Below are 22,533 nucleotides of genomic sequence, written 5' to 3'. Positions count from 1 at the left end.
ACCAATTAACCTTTACAGTGAAAATAAAATTCTTCTATTTAAATAAATCATCTTCTTTTAGAATTTTTCGAATAAAAAATATTTGTTTAATTGTTGCGAAGAAAAAATCTTCATAACGATGAAGTTTGAAGGATTAGGGATAAAGTTTTTGTCTTTTCCAATCGCTGTGTTCAACACAATCCCGTGTAAAAAGCAGACGATCATGTAAACGAAATGGGCGATCGCACCAGAACTCTATAGAAAGGGGTTTAACACGAAACCCAGACCAATAAGGTGGTCGTGGAATATTGCCTAGAGCATAACGCGCAGTATATTGAGCAATTGCTTTTTCGAGCACAAAACGATTGTCTAAAGGTTGAGATTGTTTAGAGGCCCATGCACCAATTCGACTACCACGTGGTCGCGATTGGAAATAGGCATCGGCTTCCTGTTGACTTACTTTTTCAACGATTCCTCTAATTCTGACTTGACGACGGAGTGATTTCCAATGAAAACCTAAGGATGCTTTCATTGATTTTAAAATTTCTTGTCCTTTACAGCTTTCATAATTGGTATAGAAGACAAAGCCTTGGGGACTGTAGTCTTTGAGGAGAACCATACGAACATTAGGGAGTCCTGTTTCGTCAACTGTTGCTAATGCCATAGCATTCGGATCATTTATTTCACTTATCGTTGCCTCTTCAAGCCACTTTGCGAAAAGTTCAAAAGGTTTTTGCATTTGCATAAAATGATCATCTGTTGGTATTTTTTTGCTCATAGTTTCTCCAAATATCAGTGAGCATGGGTGAGGCATTTTCTCATTTACTTTATCATCAAGAAGTCACAGTACCATTTTTTCTTATTTTCAAAAAGCCAATGCTATCGTGTATTTCTATGGTAATTTAATTATTTTTACTTTAGCATAGACTACAAGGAGCTATATTAAATAAATATCTCATTTTATCTGGTATTTTAGTTTATTGATAGACATATAAAGAGAAAAGAAGAAATTATTCTTTAGAATAGACTGATGAAGCTATAAGGGATATTGAACAACGTATCAGTTGATATTTTGAAAACGAAGAAATTGAAAAGAGGGCAATATGCGTGATCCCTACACGATTCTGGGTGTGGCACGTACCGCAAAATCGCAAGAGATTAAATCGGCATTTAGAAGATTAGCGAAGAAATATCATCCAGACCATAATAAAGATGATACAAAGGCTAAAGAGAAATTTGCTGAAATTAATCAAGCCTATGAAATTATAGGTGATAAAGATAAAAAGGCACAATTTGACCGCGGTGAAATTGATATGGAAGGAAAACCGCTTTATCAAGCCTATGGTGCTGGTGAAAATTTTAGCAATAAACAAAATCCCTTTTCAGGAAGAGCAAAGGGATTTGATTTTTCCTCTTCAGGTGGTGCAAGTTTTGATGCGAGTGATATTTTTCGGGATCTGTTTGGAGGAGGTGGTAGCTTTTCGAATTCCACACACTATAACCGTCACCAACAAGGAGCACATGTTCGTGCTAATCTTGCCATAACATTAGAGCAGATGGTTGGCGCAGAAAAGGTGGAAGCTGTTTTTCCAAATGGAAAAAAGTTAAAAATTAAACTGCCAGATTATATTGAAGACGGACAGACTATTCGTTTAAAAGGTCAGGGAGAAGAGGTACCTCACGGGCAAGCAGGAGATGCGTTAATAACCATTCAGATTCAAAAACATCCTCATTTTCGGGTTGAAGGAAGAGCACTCCATCTTGATTTACCAGTTTCTCTTAAACATGCTGTTTTGGGAGCAAAAGAAGAAGTTGAGACGTTGGAGGGGCGTGTGGTTTTAACGATTCCTGCGTGGTCAAGTTCTGATCGCGTTTTACGGTTGAAAGGGAAAGGGCTTCGTTTAAAAAATGGTACAAGAGATGATCTTTATGTGCATGTTCGCATTATGTTGCCGGGAGATGAAAATGCCGCCGCACTAGAACAGTTTTTGCAAATGCAACAAGATTAATTTTAAAAATTTTATATATAAAAGCGTAGTTTTTGTTTGATTTTAAACCAATTGCTTGAAGAAAAAGTTGACCTGTGTCATAGGCAGGTGAATAATACTAATTTTAAGTAACAATGGGGCAGTGCTGATGGCTAAGGGTAATGGTTTATTGTACGGTAAGCGTGGTTTAATTTTGGGGTTGGCCAATAATCGCTCCATCGCTTGGGGAATCGCTAAAGCGGCAAGTAGCGCAGGGGCAGAGCTTGCTTTTACCTATCAGGGTGAAGCAATGAAAAAGCGTGTCGAGCCTTTGGCTGAAGAATTAAAGGGATTTGTTTGTGGACATTGTGATGTTTCTGACAGTGTCTCTATTGATACGGTCTTTAGAGAAATAGAGAAGAAATGGGGAAAACTTGATTTTTTAGTTCATGCTATTGGTTTTTCTGATAAAGATGAATTAAGTGGTCGTTATATTGATATCAGCGAATCAAATTTTATGATGACCATGAATATTTCCGTTTATTCCCTAACAGCTCTAACGAAGCGTGCAGAAAAATTGATGCCAGATGGTGGTTCAATCTTGACACTAACCTATTATGGTGCAGAAAAGGTTGTTCCCAATTATAATGTAATGGGGGTTGCCAAAGCCGCTCTTGAAGCGAGCGTGAAATATTTAGCGGTAGATTTAGGTCCCCAAAATATTCGTGTTAATGCTATATCTGCTGGACCAATTAAAACGTTAGCGGCTTCTGGTATTGGTGATTTTCGTTATATTTTAAAATGGAATGAATATAATGCTCCATTACGTCGTACGGTAACAATTGAAGAGGTTGGTGATTCTGCGCTTTATTTTCTTTCAGATTTGTCTCGTTCTGTTACCGGTGAAGTCCATCATGTCGATTCGGGTTATAATATCATAGGTATGAAAGCAGTTGATGCACCAGACATTTCTGTCGTTAAAGAATAAAGTTTGGTTTATAAGATTTTATTAGACAGCAGTAATTTGACCAAATTTAAGGTGTCCAAGAGTATTTGGGAGAAAAGAGCTGTTTTGGTATAGCACACAACATACGTTATCGTTGTATATATTTGACAGAGAAATGGATCTTTTTTCATGTCGCATAATACATTTGGTCATTTGTTTCGTGTAACAACATGGGGTGAAAGTCATGGTGCTGCTCTTGGTTGTGTCATTGATGGTTGTCCACCTGGAATTATTTTTACTCTTGCAGAAGTTCAAGCTTATCTTGATAAACGCAAGCCAGGACAATCAAAATACACAACGCAGCGCCGAGAACCAGATGAAGTAGAGGTCCTTTCAGGAGTTGTTGTTCAAGACGATGGAACGACATTGGTGACAACAGGTACACCAATTTCTCTGTTGATTCGAAACACAGATCAACGCTCTCAAGATTATGGAGCAATTGCTCATCAGTATCGTCCAGGACATGCGGATTATACTTATGATATTAAATATGGCATTCGTGATTTTCGAGGCGGGGGACGTGCTTCGGCACGGGAGACGGCAGCACGTGTTGCAGCAGGTGCATTTGCTCGTAAAATCGTTCCTGGTTTGATTGTACGAGGAGCAGTGATAGCAATTGGTCCTCATAATATTAATCGTGATCGTTGGGATTGGTCAGAGGTCGATAATAATCCTTTTTTTACAGCTGATGCAGAGATGGTTCAAATTTTTAGTGACTATATCAGTAAACTCCGTAAAGAGGGGACATCTGTTGGTGCGGTTGTTGAGATCGTTGCAGAAAATGTTCCGGCAGGTTTAGGAGCCCCTATTTACGCAAAGCTTGATCAAGATATTGCCTCGTTACTTATGTCGATTAATGCGGTAAAAGGTGTGGAAATTGGTGATGGTTTTGCGGCAGCCCGCTTGAGGGGAGAAGAAAATGCGGATGAAATGCGAATGGGAAATGATGGAAAACCGCTTTTTTTATCAAATCATGCGGGAGGTATTTTAGGGGGAATATCGAGTGGACAGCCAATTGTTGCGCGTTTTGCTGTAAAGCCTACTTCATCAATTTTAACACCTCGTCGTTCCATTGATGTTGATGGTCATGATATAGACGTTATAACAAAGGGACGTCATGATCCATGTGTTGGGATTCGTGCCGTTCCTGTTGGTGAAGCGATGGTTGCTTGTGCTATTGCTGACCATTATCTAAGACATCGCGGTCAAGTTGGGTGATTGAAAAGGTGAACAATGGCGTATGATGAAAAAAAAATTGTTTTTGCACTTAAAGCTTTTGAACGCGGTGAAATTGTTGTGGTGACAGATGATGATGACCGTGAAAATGAGGGTGATTTAACTGTTGCTGCAGCGCATTGTACAGAAGAAAAGATGGCGTTTATTCTTCGTCACACAACAGGTATTGTGTGCACACCTATGCCAAAAAAAGAAGCAAAACGGTTTAATCTTTCTCCTATGGTACCAGATAATAACTCTGCACATGGGACGCAATTTACGGTTACTGTTGATTTTAAACACGGCATAACAACAGGGATCTCAGCACATGACCGTACATTAGCTGTACGTAATCTTGCGAATTCAAATGCAAGTGCGGATGATTTTGTTCGTCCAGGGCATGTTTTTCCTTTAATTGCGCATGAAGGGGGAGTGCTCATGCGTTCAGGTCACACGGAGGCCGCTGTTGATTTATGTAAATTAGCTAATTTGCCGCCGGTTGGTGTTATCGGTGAGTTAGTTAATGATGATGGAAGCGTTAAACATGGCGATCAGATTATGAAATTTGCGCAAGAACATCGGTTGCATATTATAACGGTTGCAGATTTAATTGCTTACCGCCAACGTAAGGAAATATTGATCAAGCATGTTGGAGAAATGCCTATTGAAACATTCGTAGGTCCCGCTATTGTTCAAAGTTATCAACTCCCTTGGGAAGTCGTTCAGCATATTGCAATTGTTTTTGGTGATGTCCGTGAGGGTGAGAATATTCCTGTGCATTTACATCATGAAAACATTATAAGTGACGTTTTTTGTCAAACTTCAGATATTATGGTGATGATGCGGCGTATGATGGAAAAAGAAAAACGTGGCGTATTTATTTATTTGCGTGAAGGATCTGTTATACAATCAACTGTTGGTATTCAAAACATGACAAGAAACAGTTCAGAAAACCATGTGCAGGCGATTGAACGCGAAGAAGAATGGCGCAAAATTGGTTTAGGATCACAAATTTTAAAATATTTAGGGATAGGCTCTGTTATTGTTTATGCTTCTAAAGAGCATCATTATGTAGGTTTGGAAGGTTTTGGAGTTCGTATATCCAGAACAGATATTTTTTGAGGTTCATATGAAAAAAGAGATACAAGAGGGGGATATTACGACCTTAAGCTTTGAGCAAGCGCTTAAGCAACTTGAAGTTATTGTCGAAAATTTGGAACGTGGCGATGTGCCTTTGGAACAATCCATTGATATTTATGAACGCGGTGAAGCGCTTAAAAAGCATTGTGAAAAACTCTTAAGAGTTGCTGAAGCTAAAGTTGAAAAAATCCAGCTTTCAGAAGAAGGTTTTCCAGAAGGAGTGGAACCACTTGATGCTAAATAATTTAAATCTTTTTGGATATTTATTGTGGGACTTAAGAGAAGCAATAACCTTAGTTTATAAACAGAAAGTTTTATTGATTTCTTTTTTATAAAATAAGTTAAAAATGAGGAAATTATAGCTCATCTCAAATAGAAAAGAGCATTTTTCAGTAAAAAAGATGCAAAACTGTAAATAAAAGAGTAGAGAAGATATATTTTTATCATTGTGTTTTCTTGAGTTAAGATAATAGAAAGGTTTTTTTTTGTCTCAGGTCTTAACACCATTGCTTGACCGTGTTTGTTTTCCGCAAGATTTGCGGGCATTACCTGAGTCTGATTTGGTACAGTTGGCTGATGAGTTGCGGACCGCAACAATTGATGCGGTTTCTGTAACAGGTGGTCATCTTGGGGCGGGACTTGGTGTTGTTGAGCTCACTGTTGCATTACATTATATTTTTGATACACCAGAGGATAGGATTATTTGGGATGTTGGTCATCAAACCTATCCACACAAGATTTTAACGGGGCGTAGAGAAAAAATTCGCACATTACGTCAAGAGGGCGGATTATCTGGTTTTACAAAACGTTCAGAAAGTGTGTATGATCCATTTGGGGCGGGGCATTCGTCTACTTCTATTTCAGCGGGGCTTGGTATGGCAGTGGCAAGTGCTTTGAAAGCAGAGACAAGACGCAATATCATAACTGTCATTGGTGATGGTGCAATGTCTGCGGGCATGGCTTATGAAGCAATGAACAACGCTGGTGCTTTGAATGCACGCTTGATTGTTGTTCTTAATGATAACGATATGTCTATAGCACCACCTACAGGTGCTATGAGTGCACATCTTGCACGATTAGTGTCTCGTCCTTCTTATCGTCATTTGCGTGAACGCGTAAAGATGTTGAGCGAAAAATTGCCAAAGTTTTTTTTGGATAAAGCTCGTCGTTCAGAGGAATTTGCGCGTGGCCTTTTGGTTGGGGGAACTTTATTTGATGAGCTTGGCTTTTATTATGTTGGCCCCATAGATGGGCACAATTTGGGGCATTTATTGCCTGTTTTTAAAAATGTTCGTGAATATCCTAATGGTCCTGTTTTGGTGCATGTTGTAACCCATAAGGGAAAGGGATATCCACCTGCAGAGGCCTCGTCTGATAAATATCATGGTGTTAATCGTTTTGATGTTACGACAGGAAAACAGGTAAAAGCATCAAGTAATATTCTACCCTATACCAAGGTATTTTCTAAAGCTTTAATAGAAGAAGCTCGCCATGATGATAAGATTGTTGGCATAACAGCAGCGATGCCAACAGGGACAGGCCTTGATTCTTTTGCGAAAAAATTTCCTGAAAAAATGTTTGATGTTGGTATCGCTGAGCAACATGCCGTAACTTTTGCGGCAGGACTTGCTTGTGAAGGGTATAAGCCTTTTGTTGCAATTTATTCTACTTTTTTACAGCGTGCTTATGATCAAATTATTCATGATGTATCAATTCAAAAATTACCGGTACGTTTTGCTATTGACCGAGCAGGTTTTGTGGGGGCAGATGGTGCAACACATGCTGGAAGTTTTGATATTGTTTTTTTGGCCACTCTTCCTGAGTTTGTTGTTATGGCACCTTCTGATGAGCTTGAACTGATGCATATGGTGCGTACAGCTGCAGCTTATGATCAGGGACCAATTTCTTTTCGTTATCCGCGTGGTGAGGGGATTGGTATAGATTTACCGCAACGTGGTGAGTTATTAGAAATTGGAAAAGGGCGCGTTCTGCGTGAAGGAAATAGAATCGCTTTGGTTTGTTTTGGAACGCGGATGTCAGAAGTGTTGCAAGCTGCTGATGCGTTGGAGGCTGAAGAATTGTCTACAACGGTTGCAGATGCACGGTTTGCAAAACCTTTAGATAAAGATTTGATGCGTCGTTTGGCACGTGAGCATGAGGTATTGGTGACAATTGAAGAAGGGGCAATCGGTGGATTTGGAGCGCACATATTACAATTTTTAGCGCAAGAAGGGCTCTTAGAGCATGGTTTGAAAGTTCGTACACTAAAATTTCCTGATGAATATTTGAATCATGGTTCACCAGAAAAAGTTCTTTCACGTGTCGGACTTGACGCTATGGGTATTTTAAACACGGTTTTTGCTGTTTTGGGACGCGAGATTCGAACAGGATAGAAAATTCGAGTATGAGATGGCTTCCAGAAAAAGACTCGATATTTTTTTAGTTGAAAAAAACTTTTTTACGACACGTTCACGCGCACGTGATGCAATTATGCGCCAAACTGTTAAAGTTAACGGAGAAATCGTTTTTAAAGCTGGGCAAATCGTTTTTGATGATGCAGAGATTACCGTTTGTGATCCAGCGCAGAATTATGTTTCTCGGGCAGCGTTAAAATTGATTGCTGCACTTGATGCATTTCCAATTGTAACGGACAAAGTGACAGCCATTGATGTTGGTGCATCAACAGGTGGTTTTACGCAAGTTCTCTTAGAGCGTGGAGCAGATCATGTCATTGCCGTTGATGTTGGGCATCATCAATTTGATAAACGTTTATTGGGCAACAGTGCTATAACGTTATTAGAAGGCTTGAATGTCAGAGATTTTAAACAGGAACATTTAGGTGGGCGAGAAATTGATCTTATCGTTTCAGATGTTAGCTTTATTTCGCTCAAACTTGCGTTGCCTCCCGTGTTGTCTTTAGCCAAGAAGGGTGCCCAAGCTGTTTTACTGGTAAAGCCTCAGTTTGAGGTTGGTCGTAAACACTTTAGTAAGGGAGGAATATTAAGTCCATCAAGTGCTAAAGAAACTGCTGAGGCGCTTTTTGTTTGGTTAAATACACAAACAGGGTGGAGTGCAAAAGGTTTAATTTCTTCCCCTATTACAGGTGGTGATGGCAACGTGGAATATTTACTATTCGGAGAAAAACAAGAGTGAATGACAATGTCATAATCGATCATATCGGAGCAAATGGTTATGGTATTGCTAAGACGTCTCACGGCTTCGTTTCTGTTCCTTTTACTTTACCAGGAGAGTGTGCTGAAATTACTGTTCATGGAAAATATGCAACATATATAACATTAAAAGAAAAATCATCAGAACGCATTGATACTCTTTGTCAGCATTTTGGAGAATGTGGAGGGTGTACTCTTCAGCATTGGCATATGGATGCTTATCGCGTATGGAAACAACAATTGGTTGTTGAGGCGCTTAAAAAGTATGGACTTAATAATGTTGTTGCGCCTTTAATAGAATGTAAACCTTATAGCCGACGGCGGATTACTCTAACAGCATCCATGACCCCACAGGGGCAAAAAGTTGGTTTTAACCGTTATCTCTCTCATGAGATTGTAGCTCTTGAGGAATGCCCAGTAAGCCGTCCAGAGCTTATTTCTCAGTTGCATAATATCAGAGAGCTCTGTGCTTTTCTAAAGAGCTCTGCCAAACGGTTTCATGTTACGATAACATGTGTTGAAAATGGTTTAGATGTTGCTTTAAGCGGTTGCATTATACACCATGAATCACTTCGTCAGAGAATGATCAGTGCTGCTCTTTCATATGGGATTATACGTTTATCTGTTGACGGTGAAGTTTTGGTTGAACGAGAAAAACCAGAGATTTACTTTGGAGATGTCCGTGTTGAATTTCCTTCTGGTGGTTTTCTGCAAGCAACTTGTGAAGCTGAAAATATAATGGGCAATATTATTTTGACTCATTTAAAAAAAGCAAAGAATGCTGTTGATTTGTTTTCAGGGGTAGGAACATTTACCTTGCGTATGGCAAAAAAGATGAATGTTCATGCAGTAGAAAATAATGAAGATGCATTAAGAAATCTAAATACAGCAGCACGTTTTGCGACTGGTTTAAAAACGGTCACTTGTGAAAAACGTGATCTTTTCCGACATCCCCTTTCTGTAAAGGAACTTGAATGTTTTGAGAGTGTTGTTTTTGATCCTCCCCGTGCTGGTGCAGAGCAACAAGTACGTGAATTAGCGAAGACAACAGTATCACGTGTTGTGGCAATTTCTTGTAATCCTACTACATTTGCTCGTGATTTATCTCTTCTTGTTGCAGGGGGGTATACAGTAGAAAAAATCATACCGATTGATCAATTTTTATGGTCACCACATGTCGAAGTTGTTGCTGTTTTGAGCAAAAAGAAAAAAAAGAAAGGTTGGAAACTTTAGCCTGAAAGTTTTTTAATACTATGAAGATTTTTTAAAAGTTGACCTGTGTATTATTATAAAATTTCTCCAAAATTTATCTATAATAATAACCTTTTTCTCGTTGAGCTAAGAGCACTGAATGTAGAAAGTGCTTTTTTCTTTTAAGCTTTTTTATTATGAAATATAAAAGACAAGTTACCCCACACAAAAAAACCACACAAAAGACTAATATCTTACGAAAAAGATGTGTCTGAATAAGCCTGTGCCGTCGTTATATTTGCCATCCCCTAATGTTTCTTAAAACTCTTGGTACTTGAGACGGCCCATAAGAGGAATCTTTAGTCTTTTCTTGTACAGTTTTTATCCATATAACTCTCCCCGCCTGTAACGTATAAACGAATGATTTTGATTGATCCAACAGACACAGATTTAAAATGAGAGAATCTTGCGGTATTCAAGGTTCTAATACAATATGAATAACGCTAGATTATCTTTATAAATCAATTCATTGTAATCTCCCCCTCACAAAATGGTCATAATAGACGAGAAGGAGGCAATACTGGGAAGGAATGAGCAAGCTTATTCCTCTATAAGCGCAGTTCCACCGATTGTCATATTATTGATTCGAAGATGAGGTTGACCAACACCAACAGGGACATTTTGCCCTGCTTTTCCGCACATACCAATACCATTATCTAGTTTACTATCATTACCAATCATTGTGATACGTTTCATAGCATCCGGTCCATTTCCAATAAGAGTTGCACCTTTGATTGGTGCACAAATTTTGCCATTTTCTACTCGGTATGCTTCAGTACATTCAAAGACGAATTTTCCGGAAGTAATATCAACTTGTCCTCCACCAAATGAAACAGCATAGATACCACTTTTAAGTGAAGAAAGGATTTCTTCAGGTGTTTTATCTCCTCCTAGCATGATTGTATTGGTCATTCGTGGCATTGGTGCATAAGCATAAGATTCACGCCGTCCATTTCCAGTTGATTTACCTCCCATAAGCCGTGCATTAAGTCTGTCTTGCATAAAACCAACGAGTTTTCCATCTTCAATGAGAACGTTATATCCTGAAGGGGTCCCCTCATCATCGACAGTGAGAGAGCCACGGCATTGTGGAATTGTTCCATCATCAACAACTGTAACACCTTTTGCTGCAACTTGTTGTCCTAAAAGTCCAGCAAAAGCCGATGTTTTTTTACGGTTAAAGTCACCTTCTAAACCATGACCTACGGCTTCATGGAGCATAACACCAGGCCATCCGTTAGCTAAGACAACATCAAAAGATCCAGCAGGTGCTGCTTCTGCTTCTAAATTTGTTAAAGCCATACGTAAGGCTTCATCCGCGGCTTTTTTCCAATTGTCTTCATGAATAAATTGGTTAAATGCTTGTCTCCCTCCACATCCATAAAAACCATTTTCACGACGATTGCCTTCAGCTGCGACCACAGATATAGAAAGTCGCACAAGGGGACGAATATCACGAACCAAATAACCATCTGCACGTAAAATTTCAACATGTTGTAGCGAGCCGGAAAGAGAAACAGTCACCTGATGCAATTTATCATTTTTAGCACGTAAATAGGCATCAATTTTTTGCAAAAGAGCACTTTTTTCTTCAAATGATGGAGCATCAAGGGGATTATGCGGTTGATAAAGCCTTTTGTTTGTTTGTTGAGGTGCTATGCTATAAGTCCCTGCATGATTATTATAGGTAACAGCTTTAGCAGCTTCACTGGCACGTTTGAGTGCAGCAGCTGATAACTCACTAGAGTGAGCATATCCAGTAGCCTCTCCAGCAACAACGCGTAGTCCAAATCCCATATCTTGATGAAATGAGCCGTTTTTAAGCTGTCCATTATCAAATAAAAGAGCTTCGCTTTCTGTGTACTCAAGGTAAAGCTCACCATCATCAGCATGATGAAGTGTTTCCTGTATAAGTGATTGCACTTTAGAGGAAGCAATATCAAAATGATCAATCAGCGATTTCATAAGAATTATCCTATTTTTATGGGGGCTCAGAAGATTTTTATCAATCTAATTTTAAGAATCTTTCAAAATATACGATGAGATTTTGATTGTTTAAAATGTATTGATTTCATTCATGTCGGTAAGGTTGCATAGGCGTCGCCAAGACCATGAAGGTCAACAAAACCTCCAATCCCTTGTTCCGGAGTTGTAAAGATAAAATAGGTTGCCATTTTTCCTTTTAAAAAGAGCTGCAATATGTCTTCTTTAAGAAAGGCTTCAGCAACACAATTATCACCAAGACAACGACGATATTCCATTCTGCCCATATTTTTATCGTCAATTTTAATTCCAACGCCAGGACGTAATTCAACGCGAATCGGAACAAAAACACGCATCAAAGCACCTTGCTTTTGAGGAAGTTTATAAAATGTAACGCGCAAGGTAATATCTTGACGCCCTTGTGTGTGAACGTTTTGTACAACTTCACACTGTATGTTAGGTGTACCTGGTGGTAGAGAACACACTTTTGTCCATGCACCATAGGTTTGCGGAGCAGGGACATCTTGTGCATAGGGTGTTTGTGCAAATGCATGACTGATAAAACTACTATAAAGCGTGTAAAGAACAGCACCAATAAAAAAAGTTTTTTTGAGTAATTTATAAAGTATCACAGAAAATCCTATCCGACTCAACACCCACAACCGTGCATAGATTTACATAAAAAATGAATTCCCTATAAAAAACTATAACACAAAATCAGTATTTACCCAAATATATTAATTCATATGATATATTTTTATGATACATTTGTAATGTGGAGAGAACGTTGATTGAAAAAATGTATTTTTATTGCCAATATTTCCATTTACTTTTAGGGGATACGTGCGAAAGAGATATTTCATATTTTCTCAAAAATACGATTGGTCTTAATGGGTTATTTCCATACGCTAGATAATATTTGTCAGATAATATTGGGTTTGTGAATGACAGAAATGGAAAAGGGCTTTGAGTGGAATGTCAGTTTCAGAAGAGTTATCGGTTGTGAATGGTAAATCAACGCCACCAAAATCCGGTATTGGTGATTACATCACATTATTAAAGCCACGTGTTATGTCTCTTGTGGTCTTTACGGCTCTGGTTGGTTTGCTTGTATCGCCTGTTCCTATCAATCCGTGGTATGGTTTTTTAGCAATTTTATGTATTGCTGCTGGTGGCGGTGGTGCGGGAGCACTGAACATGTGGTATGATGCTGACATTGATGCTGTGATGGAACGGACTAAAAAGCGTCCTATTCCCATGGGTAAAATCAGCTCCCAAAAGGCATTTATTTTTGGCATGGTTCTTTCTATGCTCTCGGTATTGGTTATGGGGAGCTTCATTAATTGGTTTGCGGCATTTTTTCTTGCGTTTACGATTTTCTTTTATGTCGTTATCTATACAATTTGGTTAAAGCGTATCACACCACAAAATATTGTTATTGGTGGTGCTTCTGGGGCTTTTCCACCAATGATTGGATGGGCCGTGACAACAGGGACAGTGAGTATTGATAGCTTTTTATTATTTTTAATCATTTTTATGTGGACCCCCCCTCACTTTTGGGCTCTTTCTTTATTTTCATCTCTTGATTATGAGGCTGCAGGTATCCCTATGATGCCTAATGTACGAGGTGAACATTCAACAAAAAAACAGATTTTATTTTATACTGTTTTGATGGCATTGTGTGCTGCTGCTCCTTGCTTTACTGGTCTTGGCGGAATTTTTTATGGTATTTTTTCAACAATTTTAAGCATTATCTTTATTTATTTTGCCTATCGTTTATGGAAAGCTGATACACATAATGAAACTATTTTGATGGCCAAAAAAACGTTTTTCTTTTCGTTACTTTATTTGGCAGCTATCTTTGGAATTCTTTTGATTGAATCTCTTGTTTGGTATTTTATCGCTCTTTAGTTGCGTAAAATGAAAGAGCAAATTTTAAAAGAGCTTTTCTTCAAGAAAATGCTGTAAGAAAACACGATAGAGTGTGTTCTTATGCAAAAGATGATATTGCACGTTTTTTTACATTGCTTATTCATGTATAATAATAGGTTGTTTGAATATATAGCTAAAACTATAGAGATTAAGGATGATTTATGTCTGGACTTCCCCCTTTAACGATACGTCTTTGTGGTCCACGTGGATTTTGTGCAGGGGTTGATCGTGCTATCCAGATTGTTCTGCTTGCATTAAAAAAATATGGTGTTCCAGTATATGTTCGTCATGAAATTGTACACAACCGCTACGTAGTTGAGGGATTACAGCAACGGGGTGCTGTTTTTGTCGAAGAACTTAATGAGATTCCAGAAGAACATCGCAATCAACCAGTTGTTTTTTCTGCTCATGGTGTACCAAAATCTGTTTCAGAAGAAGCACGATACTATAATTTGTTTTATCTCGACGCAACGTGTCCGTTGGTCTCGAAAGTTCATAAACAAGCGATACGACATCAACGTCATGGTCGTCATGTTATATTGATTGGTCATGCTGGTCATCCTGAGGTGATAGGGACAATGGGACAGCTTGAAGAAGGGGTTGTGACGCTTATTGAAACGATAGAAGATGCTTTGCATTATCAACCCAATGATCCAGATAAATTAGGATTTGTTACACAAACAACGCTTTCTGTTGAAGATACTGCAGGAATTATCGATATATTACAACAACGTTTTCCTACATTAGCAGCACCAGCGGCTGAATCAATTTGCTATGCTACAACGAATCGACAAGATGCGGTTAAAGCAGCGGCAAAGGGAAGTGATTTGTTTTTGATTGTTGGAGCACCAAACTCTTCTAATTCACGACGTTTAGTAGAGGTTGCCGAAAAGTCTGGTGCGCGGCAAGCTATTTTAGTTCAGCGCGCTGATGAAATTAATTTTGAAAACCTAAAATCTCTTTCTATAGTCAGTCTTTCAGCAGGGGCTTCGGCTCCTGAAATTATTATTGATGAAATTATTTCAGCATTTCGTGAGCGTTATGATGTCACAATAGAATTAGCTGAAACAGTGGTAGAAACGGAAAAATTTTTAGTGAGTCGCGAATTACGCGACGTCATTTTAACGTCTCAAGATATGGCTTTCGTTAATGGTCAAGCAAATAATGCAAAAAATGAAAATCAGAATACAGACATGTCTACAACGAAAGCAGAATAATGGCCGTTTATACAGATATTCACCCAAATGATTTAAAAGTGTTTTTAACACGTTATGCAATAGGATCACTTTTGTCTTATCAAGGTATAGAAGAGGGGATTGAAAATTCTAATTTTATGTTAGAGACAACACAAGGGCGATTTATTTTAACACTTTATGAAAAGCGTATTTCAAAAGATGATTTACCTTTTTTTTGTCGCTTGATGCAGCATTTAGGACAGCGTGGAATTCCTTGTCCTCAACCTGTTATTCAAAATGATGGAATGATGATCTGTGAACTAGCAGGACGTCCTGCTGCTATTATTACTTTTCTGGAAGGAGAGTGGATCCGCCAGCCCAATATAGATCATTGTGGCGAAGTGGGGACGGGGTTAGCACAATTACATTTAGCAGGACAGGATTTTACACTCAGTCGTAAAAATACTCTTTCTGTTATGGATTGGAAGGTATTGTGGCAACGTTGTCAAACCAAAGAAGATGCATTGTTAAAAGAATTTGGACAAAAAATTGAGTTGGAATTGGCTTTTTTACAGGAAAATTGGCCATGTAATTTACCAATAGGCATTATTCATGCAGATTTATTTAATGATAACGTTTTTTTTGTGAATCATCGTCTTTCTGGGATGATAGATTTCTATTTTGCTTGTAATGACTTTTTTGCTTATGATTTAGCGATCTGTTTAAATGCTTGGTGCTTTGAGCCTGATCATTCCTATAATCTTACCAAAGCACGTAAGTTATTGGAAAATTATCAAAAAATAAGACCATTGATCCCTTTAGAATTGGACAAGATGGTCTTATTAGCTCGTGGTGCATCTCTACGTTTCTTACTCACACGTCTATATGATTGGTTTAATACACCGCCTAATAGCTTTGTTATTAAGAAAGATCCATGGGAGTATTGGCACAAGCTTTGTTTTTTCAGTAATGTAAATTCGCTAAGTGAATTAGGTTTTTAAATTTTATGGCAACTCAACAAAAAGTCGTTGAAATTTATACAGATGGTGCTTGCTCAGGGAATCCTGGAGTTGGAGGATGGGGAGCAATTTTACGCTGGAATGGTCATGAACGGGAGCTTTATGGCGGTAAGATCCATACGACAAACAATCAAATGGAACTCATGGCGGCAATTTGTGCATTAAAGGCGCTTAAAGAGCCCTGTTTGGTCGATCTTTATACAGACTCAGTTTATGTACGTAACGGTATATCTAAGTGGATTGAAGATTGGAAAAAGAATAATTGGCGCACTGCATCAAAAAATCCTGTTAAAAATATGGAGCTATGGCAAGCTCTTGAGGATGCTAGTTCTTGTCATACAGTTAGATGGCACTGGGTAAAAGGGCATGCGGGACATCCAGAAAATGAACGCGCAGATGCCCTTGCTCGCAAAGCAATTACTCAATATCGTGAAAATGGACGTTTTCCAGCATAATTGCTTTTTGAGAGCTTTTTCTTTTATCATGGAGACGCAAGAGGGGTTGGCTGCGTATGGAATATGAATGTTCCACTTAAGGCGTGATCTTTAAAAGCAACTGTATAAAAAATTTTTTGGTTTATTTCTTCTGGTGTTAAATAGAGTGGAGCACTGAAGAGTGTATATTCTGCGTTATCACTGACTTTTCTTGCTGCTCCAATTTGCATTTCTCCTCCATCTAAAAAGAGAGAGGAAGGAGTAGTTTTGTTGTTATTTTGTATTTTTATAAGAAGGGTACTATTATTTTTTTCAGCACTTATTTTTAGTGCATTCTGCGTCATGCGGGGCAAAGAATTTTGCGCCTTTTTTAAGAAGGAAGCAGGAAGCTGTTTGTTTTTAAGAGCAGATGGCGAAAAATCAAAGTTAACAGTAAATGGAAGACAAATTTTATTACATAATCCAAGAGTGAAAGCACCACTTAAATTTTTGCTTGAACCAGAAAGATTGAAGGGCAATATTACTTTATCTTTATAACCTAATGACCAATCATTTTCTGTTTCAAAAAGCTGTGGAGTAGGATAAAAGATTTCATAAGAAATCTGTTGGTTGAAATTAAAAAATGGTGCCATGCCAGAATTACCTGGATTACGCCAGTAAGTTTTCCATCCTGGTTTAAGCTCAATTTCAATAATGCCTTCTCTTATTCCAGAAAGAGAAGGTTCAGTGATCGCTAATCGGATACGACCACCATCTGATTCATACCAAGATGTTGCGAAAAGCTGGAGTTTTTGTTCTGTTTGAGCATTTACAGGAATGTTAAGTAATTCTAAAACTATGAATGTTAAGCTTAAAGTAACTAAAAGCTTTTTATAAAAGAAAGTTGCGATATTTTGTAAATTTGTAAATATACGACTTTTTTTCATTGGAGTTTTATTTTCCTAGTGTGCTAAATGAACAAACTTTTATCATGTAAATTATGGAGAATAACAGATTAATGAAGCGATGTAATGGCTTTTTAGGTGGACAATTACTCATAGCAATGCCTGGGATGAATGACAAACGCTTTATTCGTTCTGTTATTTATATTTGTGCGCATTCTGATGCCGGTGCGATGGGCATCATTCTTAATCAATTGCATCATATTGATTTTCCAGAACTTTTGCTTCATTTGGGAGTCATAGACAGTGGCCAAAAAAAAAGTCTTTCTGAACCAATAAAACAGTTTCCTGTTCGCTATGGTGGTCCTGTTGATCCTTCGCGTGGTTTTGTCCTTCATTCAGATGATTATACTTGTGAAGAAACTGTTTTTATTGCAGATAAGATCTGTTTTACTGCGACAATTGATATATTAAAAGCGATCAGTTGCGAACAAGGTCCGCAACATGCACTGGTCGCATTAGGCTATGCTGGATGGAAAGCGGGGCAACTTGAGGCAGAAATTTCTACAAATGGTTGGCTAATCAGTTCTACATCACCCAGTTTTCTTTTTGAAAGCGATTTAAGCTGCAAGTATGATAAAAGTTTAACACGCATGGGTATCGATCCAACTTATCTTGCTTCTGAAATGGGACACGCGTAGAGTTTTTTCTAAGCTTTTTAACTTTACACGTTATTTTATCCCTTATGTTTTTATTTTATAAGGGAAATGGCTCTGAACGAGCGTAATTAATTCTTCTATGGCAATCGGTTTCGTCACAAGTGTACTTTGAACATATTTACAGCCTTCTTGACGGAGGAAGATTGCTTCTTTTTCATTTTCAACACCTTCTGCGATAATTTGCAAATTAAGATCTGTTGCCATATTAATGATAGACTTTAGAACAATTTTCTTCTTAAGAGAGTCGATTGAGATAAGTGAACGATCAAGTTTAACCATATCAAATGGATAACGTACGAGATAGGTCAGAGACGAATAACCTGTTCCAAAATTATCGAGTGCGAGATTCATTCCAAGTGTTTTAATTTGTTCAAGAAAGTGCGCTGATTGTTCAGGATTATTTCTTAAGACAAATTCAGATATTTCAATCATCAGACGCCCTTTGTGGAGCGGATGGCGAAGCAAAGCGGCACGCAATTGACTGATAAAACGAGGATGAATCATTTCTGCGCTTGGTAAATTAATTGAAATAAAGAAAGATTGTTGGGAAAACTTTTCTTGTACATTTATAAGATCAATAATGGCATTATCGATGATAAATTGTGACAAATCCATAACAATTTGTTCATTTTCTACGATTTTTATGAAATCAGAGACATTTAAATTTCCATAAGTGGGATGATGCCATTCTACAATTGTTTCAAAACCAATAATATGTCCGTCTGATAAATTAAGAATAGGATGGTAGAGGATTTTCATCTCATTACGTTTTATGGCATAATGAACATCTTTCTCCAGAGTATTATGTTCGAGACCCAAAGTGCGAAAATTAGGACGAAAAGGTTCAATATGGTTCCCACCCATTTGTTTTGCGCGAATCATCGCTAACTCACTATCATTAAAAATATCTTTAGCCGTCGATCGGCTTTCACTCCATGTAACCAATCCGATAGAGGTTGAAAGGATTATTTTATTTTCTGAAAGTGAAATAGGTGCTGAAATTGTTTTGTGCAAATGATCTGCAAATGCTGCAATTTTTTGTGGTTCGGTTTCACTGAGTAAAATAATTGCAAAGCGGTCTGCTGAAAGACGCGATAAGGTGTCTTGAAAGTTAATGAGACGATTTAAACGACGTGCGATTATAAGCAGTACAGTATCCCCAACTGCTATGCCTAATTTGCGATTAATTTGGCGAAAATTGTCAAAATCAATCATAAAGACAGTCGGTCTAATTTTGATATTTGCTTTCGCTAAAGAGGTATAATTTTGTAGTCTATCAAAGAAAATTTGTTGGTTAGGAAGTCCAGTTAAGCTGTCGTGGATTGCATCATGCAATAAGCGTTCTTCGGATTTTTTATGGTTAGTAATATTGACAATGGTTCCAATGACACGTGTGATTTTTCCATCTTTTTGCATAGCCGGACGTGCACGAAGAGAAAACCAATGATAATAACCACCACCGGAAGAAAGCCGAAAAATTTGATCAATGCGCCCTTTTTTATTTTTAAGAATGATATCCAATACGGCTTGAAAGCGTTCACGATCATCATGGTGCAAGGCTGAAATCCAGTTGCGCATAGGTCCATTGAGGTTATGAATTTCAGTACCAAAAAGGGTTGCCATGTTTGGATGTACAACAATACGATCACGCTCAATATTCCAATCCCAAATAATATTTCCAGCTCCCTTTGCTGCGAGTACTTGTTGTTCAAGGTCGGAAAATATTCCTTCATGGAAAGCGTCATTAGAAAAAGTTTGTTGCAGGACAGTAAAGCTTATGAGAAGAACAATGAGCACTAATCCCCCTGCTAATGCTGGCTGGATAATATCATTGTTTAAATGTCCAGCTATGCAGGTATAGGCTCCAACACACCAAAAGCTAATGAGCAACCATGTTGGAATAAGCATAATGGCGCGGTCATAGCTTCTGATTGAGAAATAGATGATTAATATTATACCAAGCACAGCGGTAAGGCCAAAAGACAAACGCGCAATTCCAGCTGCTCTGATGGGATCGTAAATAGCAAAGGCTCCTAGACTGCAAAACGCAATGGTCCAAGCGATAGCACCGTAACTAAAATGATAATGCCAGCGGTTAAGGCTGAGATAGGTAAAAAGAAAAATGAAGAGTGTAGCAGTAAGTGCTACTTCTGTACCAGCACGCCAGATTGGTTGGGTTGTGAGTGTAACTGCAAAGAATTTATTTAAAAAGTTGAAGTCAATACCAATATAAAAAAGCACTGCCCAAGCAACTGCCGCTGTTGCAGGAAACAGCCCCGTTCCACGGACGACGAAGAGAACAGTTAACAAAAGCGCTAAGAGACCTGATATCCCAAGAAGAATACCATGATAAAGCGTATAAGAATTAATTGCATCTTTATAAGCTTCAGGTTGCCATAAATAGATTTGCGGTAGATTTGCAGAGTTAAGTTCGGCCACAAATGTAATAACAGCACCAGGGTTAAGGGTAATACGAAAGATATCAGAGTTTGCACTAAGTTGACGATCGAGGGAAAAACCTTCGCTTGGCGTTATGGATTGAATCCTTGATGATCCAAGGTCTGGCCAAAAAAATCCAGAACGTGCCATGCGGTAATGGGGGGCAACGATGAGACGATCAACTTGTTCATCTGTTGGATTTGCAAGAGAAAAAACTGCCCAATTTCCGGAAAATTTTTCATTTTTTGCCTGCACTTCAATACGCCATACAATACCATCTGGTCCTGGTGCTGTACTTGTTTGAAAAATAGAGTTGTTTGTATGGTGAATTTCAATTGCTTTTGAGAGATCAAGAGCAGCATCTTGAGAAGAAATTTTAACTGGTTCAATTGCTTGTGCTGATGTAAGATGGACAAAAGAACTAACGACTACAATGAAAATGATGTCAATTATTTTACGCAAACTCTTCACAATGTCCCACTCTCAATATTTTAGGATGTTTAATTTTCATTTCGACTTTTGAGAAAAAACGTCCACCTTTTATAATTTATTTACATAATAAATTGTTATCACTTTTTCTTAAGTTATGTGATTTTATATACAAATAGACCACACACCCATTTGCTTCAATGGAACCTGAAGCGAATGAAGTTTTATATTTAAAAGTGCAAAGTTAAACCATGAATTTTCAGATTTCACGGATATACCTTCACTTATTAGAATCTTTATCACATGAAGTATGAATTGGGTAGTTTTGTACGCCTATTTGCCCAATATTTCCAAAACTTATTTAATGAGGAGAGCTTTTGTGGTAAATTTTATGATAAAATATGTGACGTTATTGTGATGTTGCATTGAAAAGAAGTTTTTACTTTAGCTTGTATGAAAGAGTTGACGTTAAATCATCAAAATTTATAAGGGGTCCTACAGGTCCGACAGCAGTTAGTGTTGGAGTGGAGTTTGTAAAAAGACGATGTGCTAAATCAGTTAATCTTTTAGGAGTGATGAGATTGAGGCGTTCAATTGTTTCCGATATTGGAATTGGTCGACCATAAAGGAGTATTTGGCGAGCAATGAGATGTGCTTGACTAGAGGGATTTTCCTGTGACATTGTCAGATTTGCACGATATTGCGTTTGTGCTCGTTGCAGTTCGTTGGCGTGAATATTTTTGCTGACCTTGGAAAGTTCATCAAGAATCACAGGAATGAGTTCTTTGAGCCCTTCTTGTCCGGTAGCTGCGTGAACACCAAAAAGCCCAGTATCTGAAAATCCCCAATGAAAAGCATAAATAGAATAGCATAATCCACGTTTCTCTCTTACCTCTTGAAAAAGACGTGAAGACATACCACCACCAAGAATGATTGAAAGAATTTGGGCTGCATAAAAATCACGCGCGTGATAAGCACGCCCTTCAAACCCTAGAACAACTTGTGTATCCATTAAATCGCGATATTCACGAAAGTCGCCACCGACATAATTTGCAAGATTAGTAAGAGGTGCGGTTGAATGGGAGCGAAAAGTACCAAGACGACTTTCAACTTCTCGCAAGAAACTTTCGTGCTTTACAGCTCCTGCAGCAACGACAATCATACGATCTGCACTATATTGTTTATTGATGAAATCATGGAGATCAGTAGATGTAAATGATTGAATAGTTTTAGCTGTTCCTAAAATAGAGCGTCCAAGGGATTGATGACGAAAGGCTGTTTCTGTAAAGTGATCAAAAACAATATCATCAGGAGTGTCATGGGCAGCACCAATTTCCTGAAAGATTACTTGTTTTTCTCGTTCTAGTTCATCGTCGTCAAATTTTGAATGCATTAAAATATCGGCTAAAATGTCTATAGCAAGTGGGATATCGCTTTTAAGTACACGTGCAAAGTAAGCTGTTGTTTCAATACTGGTTGTAGCATTGATTTCACCGCCAACATCTTCAATATCGGTTGCAATTTGAAAAGCAGTACGGTTTTCGGTTCCTTTAAAAGCCATATGCTCAAGAAGATGAGCAATACCATGCTGTGTGGAGGTTTCATTGCGTGAGCCCACTTTAACCCATATTCCGAGGGCAACACTATCAATTTGTTGCATTGTATGTGTGGCGATAGTCAAACCATTACTAAGGCGACATATATCTACATCCATGTATCTACAACTCCATTAAATAAGCTAAACACCTCATTGTAAGGGTATCAGAATATTCTTGATTTAAATTAATGCAGCTA

At 38.1% G+C, this 22,533-nt stretch carries 19 protein-coding genes; 13 read left to right on the top strand and 6 right to left on the bottom strand.

All coding sequences use genetic code 11. The features are described 5' to 3' along the window. Nucleotides 1-133: 133 nt before the first annotated feature. Entirely contained in the window at nucleotides 134-757 is a 624-nt protein-coding gene (pdxH, locus tag ACFINI_RS02490; RefSeq protein ID WP_375628318.1) for a pyridoxamine 5'-phosphate oxidase, read from the bottom strand. A 325-nt stretch (nucleotides 758-1,082) separates the two neighbouring features. Here pdxH and ACFINI_RS02485 point away from each other — a divergent pair, with 325 nt between their 5' ends. The 8 genes from ACFINI_RS02485 (at nucleotide 1,083) to ACFINI_RS02450 (ending at nucleotide 9,710) form a co-directional block, all read left to right on the top strand. Then, nucleotides 1,083-1,988 (top strand): DnaJ C-terminal domain-containing protein, encoded by a 906-nt coding sequence (locus ACFINI_RS02485; RefSeq protein ID WP_375629524.1) that lies wholly within the window; start codon nucleotides 1,083-1,085, stop codon nucleotides 1,986-1,988. A 127-nt stretch (nucleotides 1,989-2,115) separates the two neighbouring features. Beyond that, entirely contained in the window at nucleotides 2,116-2,934 is an 819-nt protein-coding gene (gene fabI, locus ACFINI_RS02480; protein WP_273787904.1) for an enoyl-ACP reductase FabI, read from the top strand. 147 nt (nucleotides 2,935-3,081) lie between these two features. Next, entirely contained in the window at nucleotides 3,082-4,170 is a 1,089-nt protein-coding gene (gene aroC, locus ACFINI_RS02475; protein WP_375613029.1) for a chorismate synthase, read from the top strand. 15 nt (nucleotides 4,171-4,185) lie between these two features. Further along, nucleotides 4,186-5,289 (top strand): 3,4-dihydroxy-2-butanone-4-phosphate synthase, encoded by a 1,104-nt coding sequence (ribB, locus tag ACFINI_RS02470; RefSeq protein ID WP_375645527.1) that lies wholly within the window; start codon nucleotides 4,186-4,188, stop codon nucleotides 5,287-5,289. A 7-nt stretch (nucleotides 5,290-5,296) separates the two neighbouring features. Continuing rightward, nucleotides 5,297-5,551: an exodeoxyribonuclease VII small subunit gene (locus ACFINI_RS02465; RefSeq protein WP_375611123.1), complete on the top strand. Its 255-nt coding sequence runs from the start codon at nucleotides 5,297-5,299 to the stop codon at nucleotides 5,549-5,551. A 241-nt stretch (nucleotides 5,552-5,792) separates the two neighbouring features. Beyond that, the gene (dxs, locus tag ACFINI_RS02460) at nucleotides 5,793-7,700 is read left to right on the top strand and encodes a 1-deoxy-D-xylulose-5-phosphate synthase (protein WP_375645526.1); all 1,908 of its coding nucleotides are present in this window, start codon (nucleotides 5,793-5,795) and stop codon (nucleotides 7,698-7,700) included. A 16-nt stretch (nucleotides 7,701-7,716) separates the two neighbouring features. Continuing rightward, on the top strand, nucleotides 7,717-8,460 hold the full coding sequence (locus ACFINI_RS02455; RefSeq protein WP_375613026.1) for a TlyA family RNA methyltransferase: 744 nt from the start codon (nucleotides 7,717-7,719) through the stop codon (nucleotides 8,458-8,460). After that, nucleotides 8,457-9,710, top strand: a complete 1,254-nt coding sequence (locus tag ACFINI_RS02450) for a class I SAM-dependent RNA methyltransferase (RefSeq protein ID WP_375638051.1) — start codon at nucleotides 8,457-8,459, stop codon at nucleotides 9,708-9,710. Before ACFINI_RS02455 ends, ACFINI_RS02450 begins: the two co-directional genes overlap by 4 nt. A gap of 558 nt (nucleotides 9,711-10,268) precedes the next feature. Here the strand turns inward: ACFINI_RS02450 and tldD are convergent. Both tldD and ACFINI_RS02440 read right to left on the bottom strand, forming a co-directional pair. Further along, a complete protein-coding gene (gene tldD / locus ACFINI_RS02445) occupies nucleotides 10,269-11,693 on the bottom strand; it encodes a metalloprotease TldD (protein WP_375611127.1) in 1,425 nt (474 codons plus the stop codon). A gap of 110 nt (nucleotides 11,694-11,803) precedes the next feature. Then, nucleotides 11,804-12,343, bottom strand: coding sequence for an invasion associated locus B family protein (locus ACFINI_RS02440; protein WP_375628307.1), 540 nt, complete (start codon nucleotides 12,341-12,343; stop codon nucleotides 11,804-11,806). A 343-nt stretch (nucleotides 12,344-12,686) separates the two neighbouring features. Here ACFINI_RS02440 and cyoE point away from each other — a divergent pair, with 343 nt between their 5' ends. The 4 genes from cyoE (at nucleotide 12,687) to rnhA (ending at nucleotide 16,292) form a co-directional block, all read left to right on the top strand. Next, a complete protein-coding gene (cyoE, locus tag ACFINI_RS02435; protein ID WP_375613023.1) occupies nucleotides 12,687-13,622 on the top strand; it encodes a heme o synthase in 936 nt (311 codons plus the stop codon). Nucleotides 13,623-13,804: 182 nt separating this feature from the next. Then, nucleotides 13,805-14,860: a 4-hydroxy-3-methylbut-2-enyl diphosphate reductase gene (gene ispH / locus ACFINI_RS02430; RefSeq protein WP_375611130.1), complete on the top strand. Its 1,056-nt coding sequence runs from the start codon at nucleotides 13,805-13,807 to the stop codon at nucleotides 14,858-14,860. Beyond that, on the top strand, nucleotides 14,860-15,819 hold the full coding sequence (locus ACFINI_RS02425; protein WP_375613022.1) for a homoserine kinase: 960 nt from the start codon (nucleotides 14,860-14,862) through the stop codon (nucleotides 15,817-15,819). The genes ispH and ACFINI_RS02425 overlap by 1 nt, the downstream gene beginning before the upstream one ends. 5 nt (nucleotides 15,820-15,824) lie before the next feature. Continuing rightward, complete coding sequence (gene rnhA, locus ACFINI_RS02420) at nucleotides 15,825-16,292, top strand: ribonuclease HI (RefSeq protein ID WP_375613021.1); 468 nt, start codon at nucleotides 15,825-15,827, stop codon at nucleotides 16,290-16,292. Nucleotides 16,293-16,318: 26 nt separating this feature from the next. Here the strand turns inward: rnhA and ACFINI_RS02415 are convergent, their stop codons facing one another. Further along, nucleotides 16,319-17,197 (bottom strand): protein-disulfide reductase DsbD domain-containing protein, encoded by an 879-nt coding sequence (locus ACFINI_RS02415; protein WP_375645525.1) that lies wholly within the window; start codon nucleotides 17,195-17,197, stop codon nucleotides 16,319-16,321. A gap of 71 nt (nucleotides 17,198-17,268) precedes the next feature. Between ACFINI_RS02415 and ACFINI_RS02410 the strand changes: the two genes are divergently transcribed. Next, the gene (locus ACFINI_RS02410; RefSeq protein WP_375620658.1) at nucleotides 17,269-17,853 is read left to right on the top strand and encodes a YqgE/AlgH family protein; all 585 of its coding nucleotides are present in this window, start codon (nucleotides 17,269-17,271) and stop codon (nucleotides 17,851-17,853) included. Between the two features lie 42 nt (nucleotides 17,854-17,895). Here the strand turns inward: ACFINI_RS02410 and ACFINI_RS02405 are convergent, their stop codons facing one another. Then, nucleotides 17,896-20,781, bottom strand: coding sequence for an EAL domain-containing protein (locus ACFINI_RS02405; protein WP_375620659.1), 2,886 nt, complete (start codon nucleotides 20,779-20,781; stop codon nucleotides 17,896-17,898). Between the two features lie 397 nt (nucleotides 20,782-21,178). Continuing rightward, nucleotides 21,179-22,453, bottom strand: a complete 1,275-nt coding sequence (locus tag ACFINI_RS02400; protein ID WP_375611135.1) for a M16 family metallopeptidase — start codon at nucleotides 22,451-22,453, stop codon at nucleotides 21,179-21,181. Nucleotides 22,454-22,533: the final 80 nt, after the last annotated feature.

It is taken from the genome of Bartonella sp. AA56HLJMS (assembly GCF_042197145.1).
Lineage (GTDB): Bacteria > Pseudomonadota > Alphaproteobacteria > Rhizobiales > Rhizobiaceae > Bartonella.
This window is presented reverse-complemented; position numbering and strand designations above follow the sequence as displayed.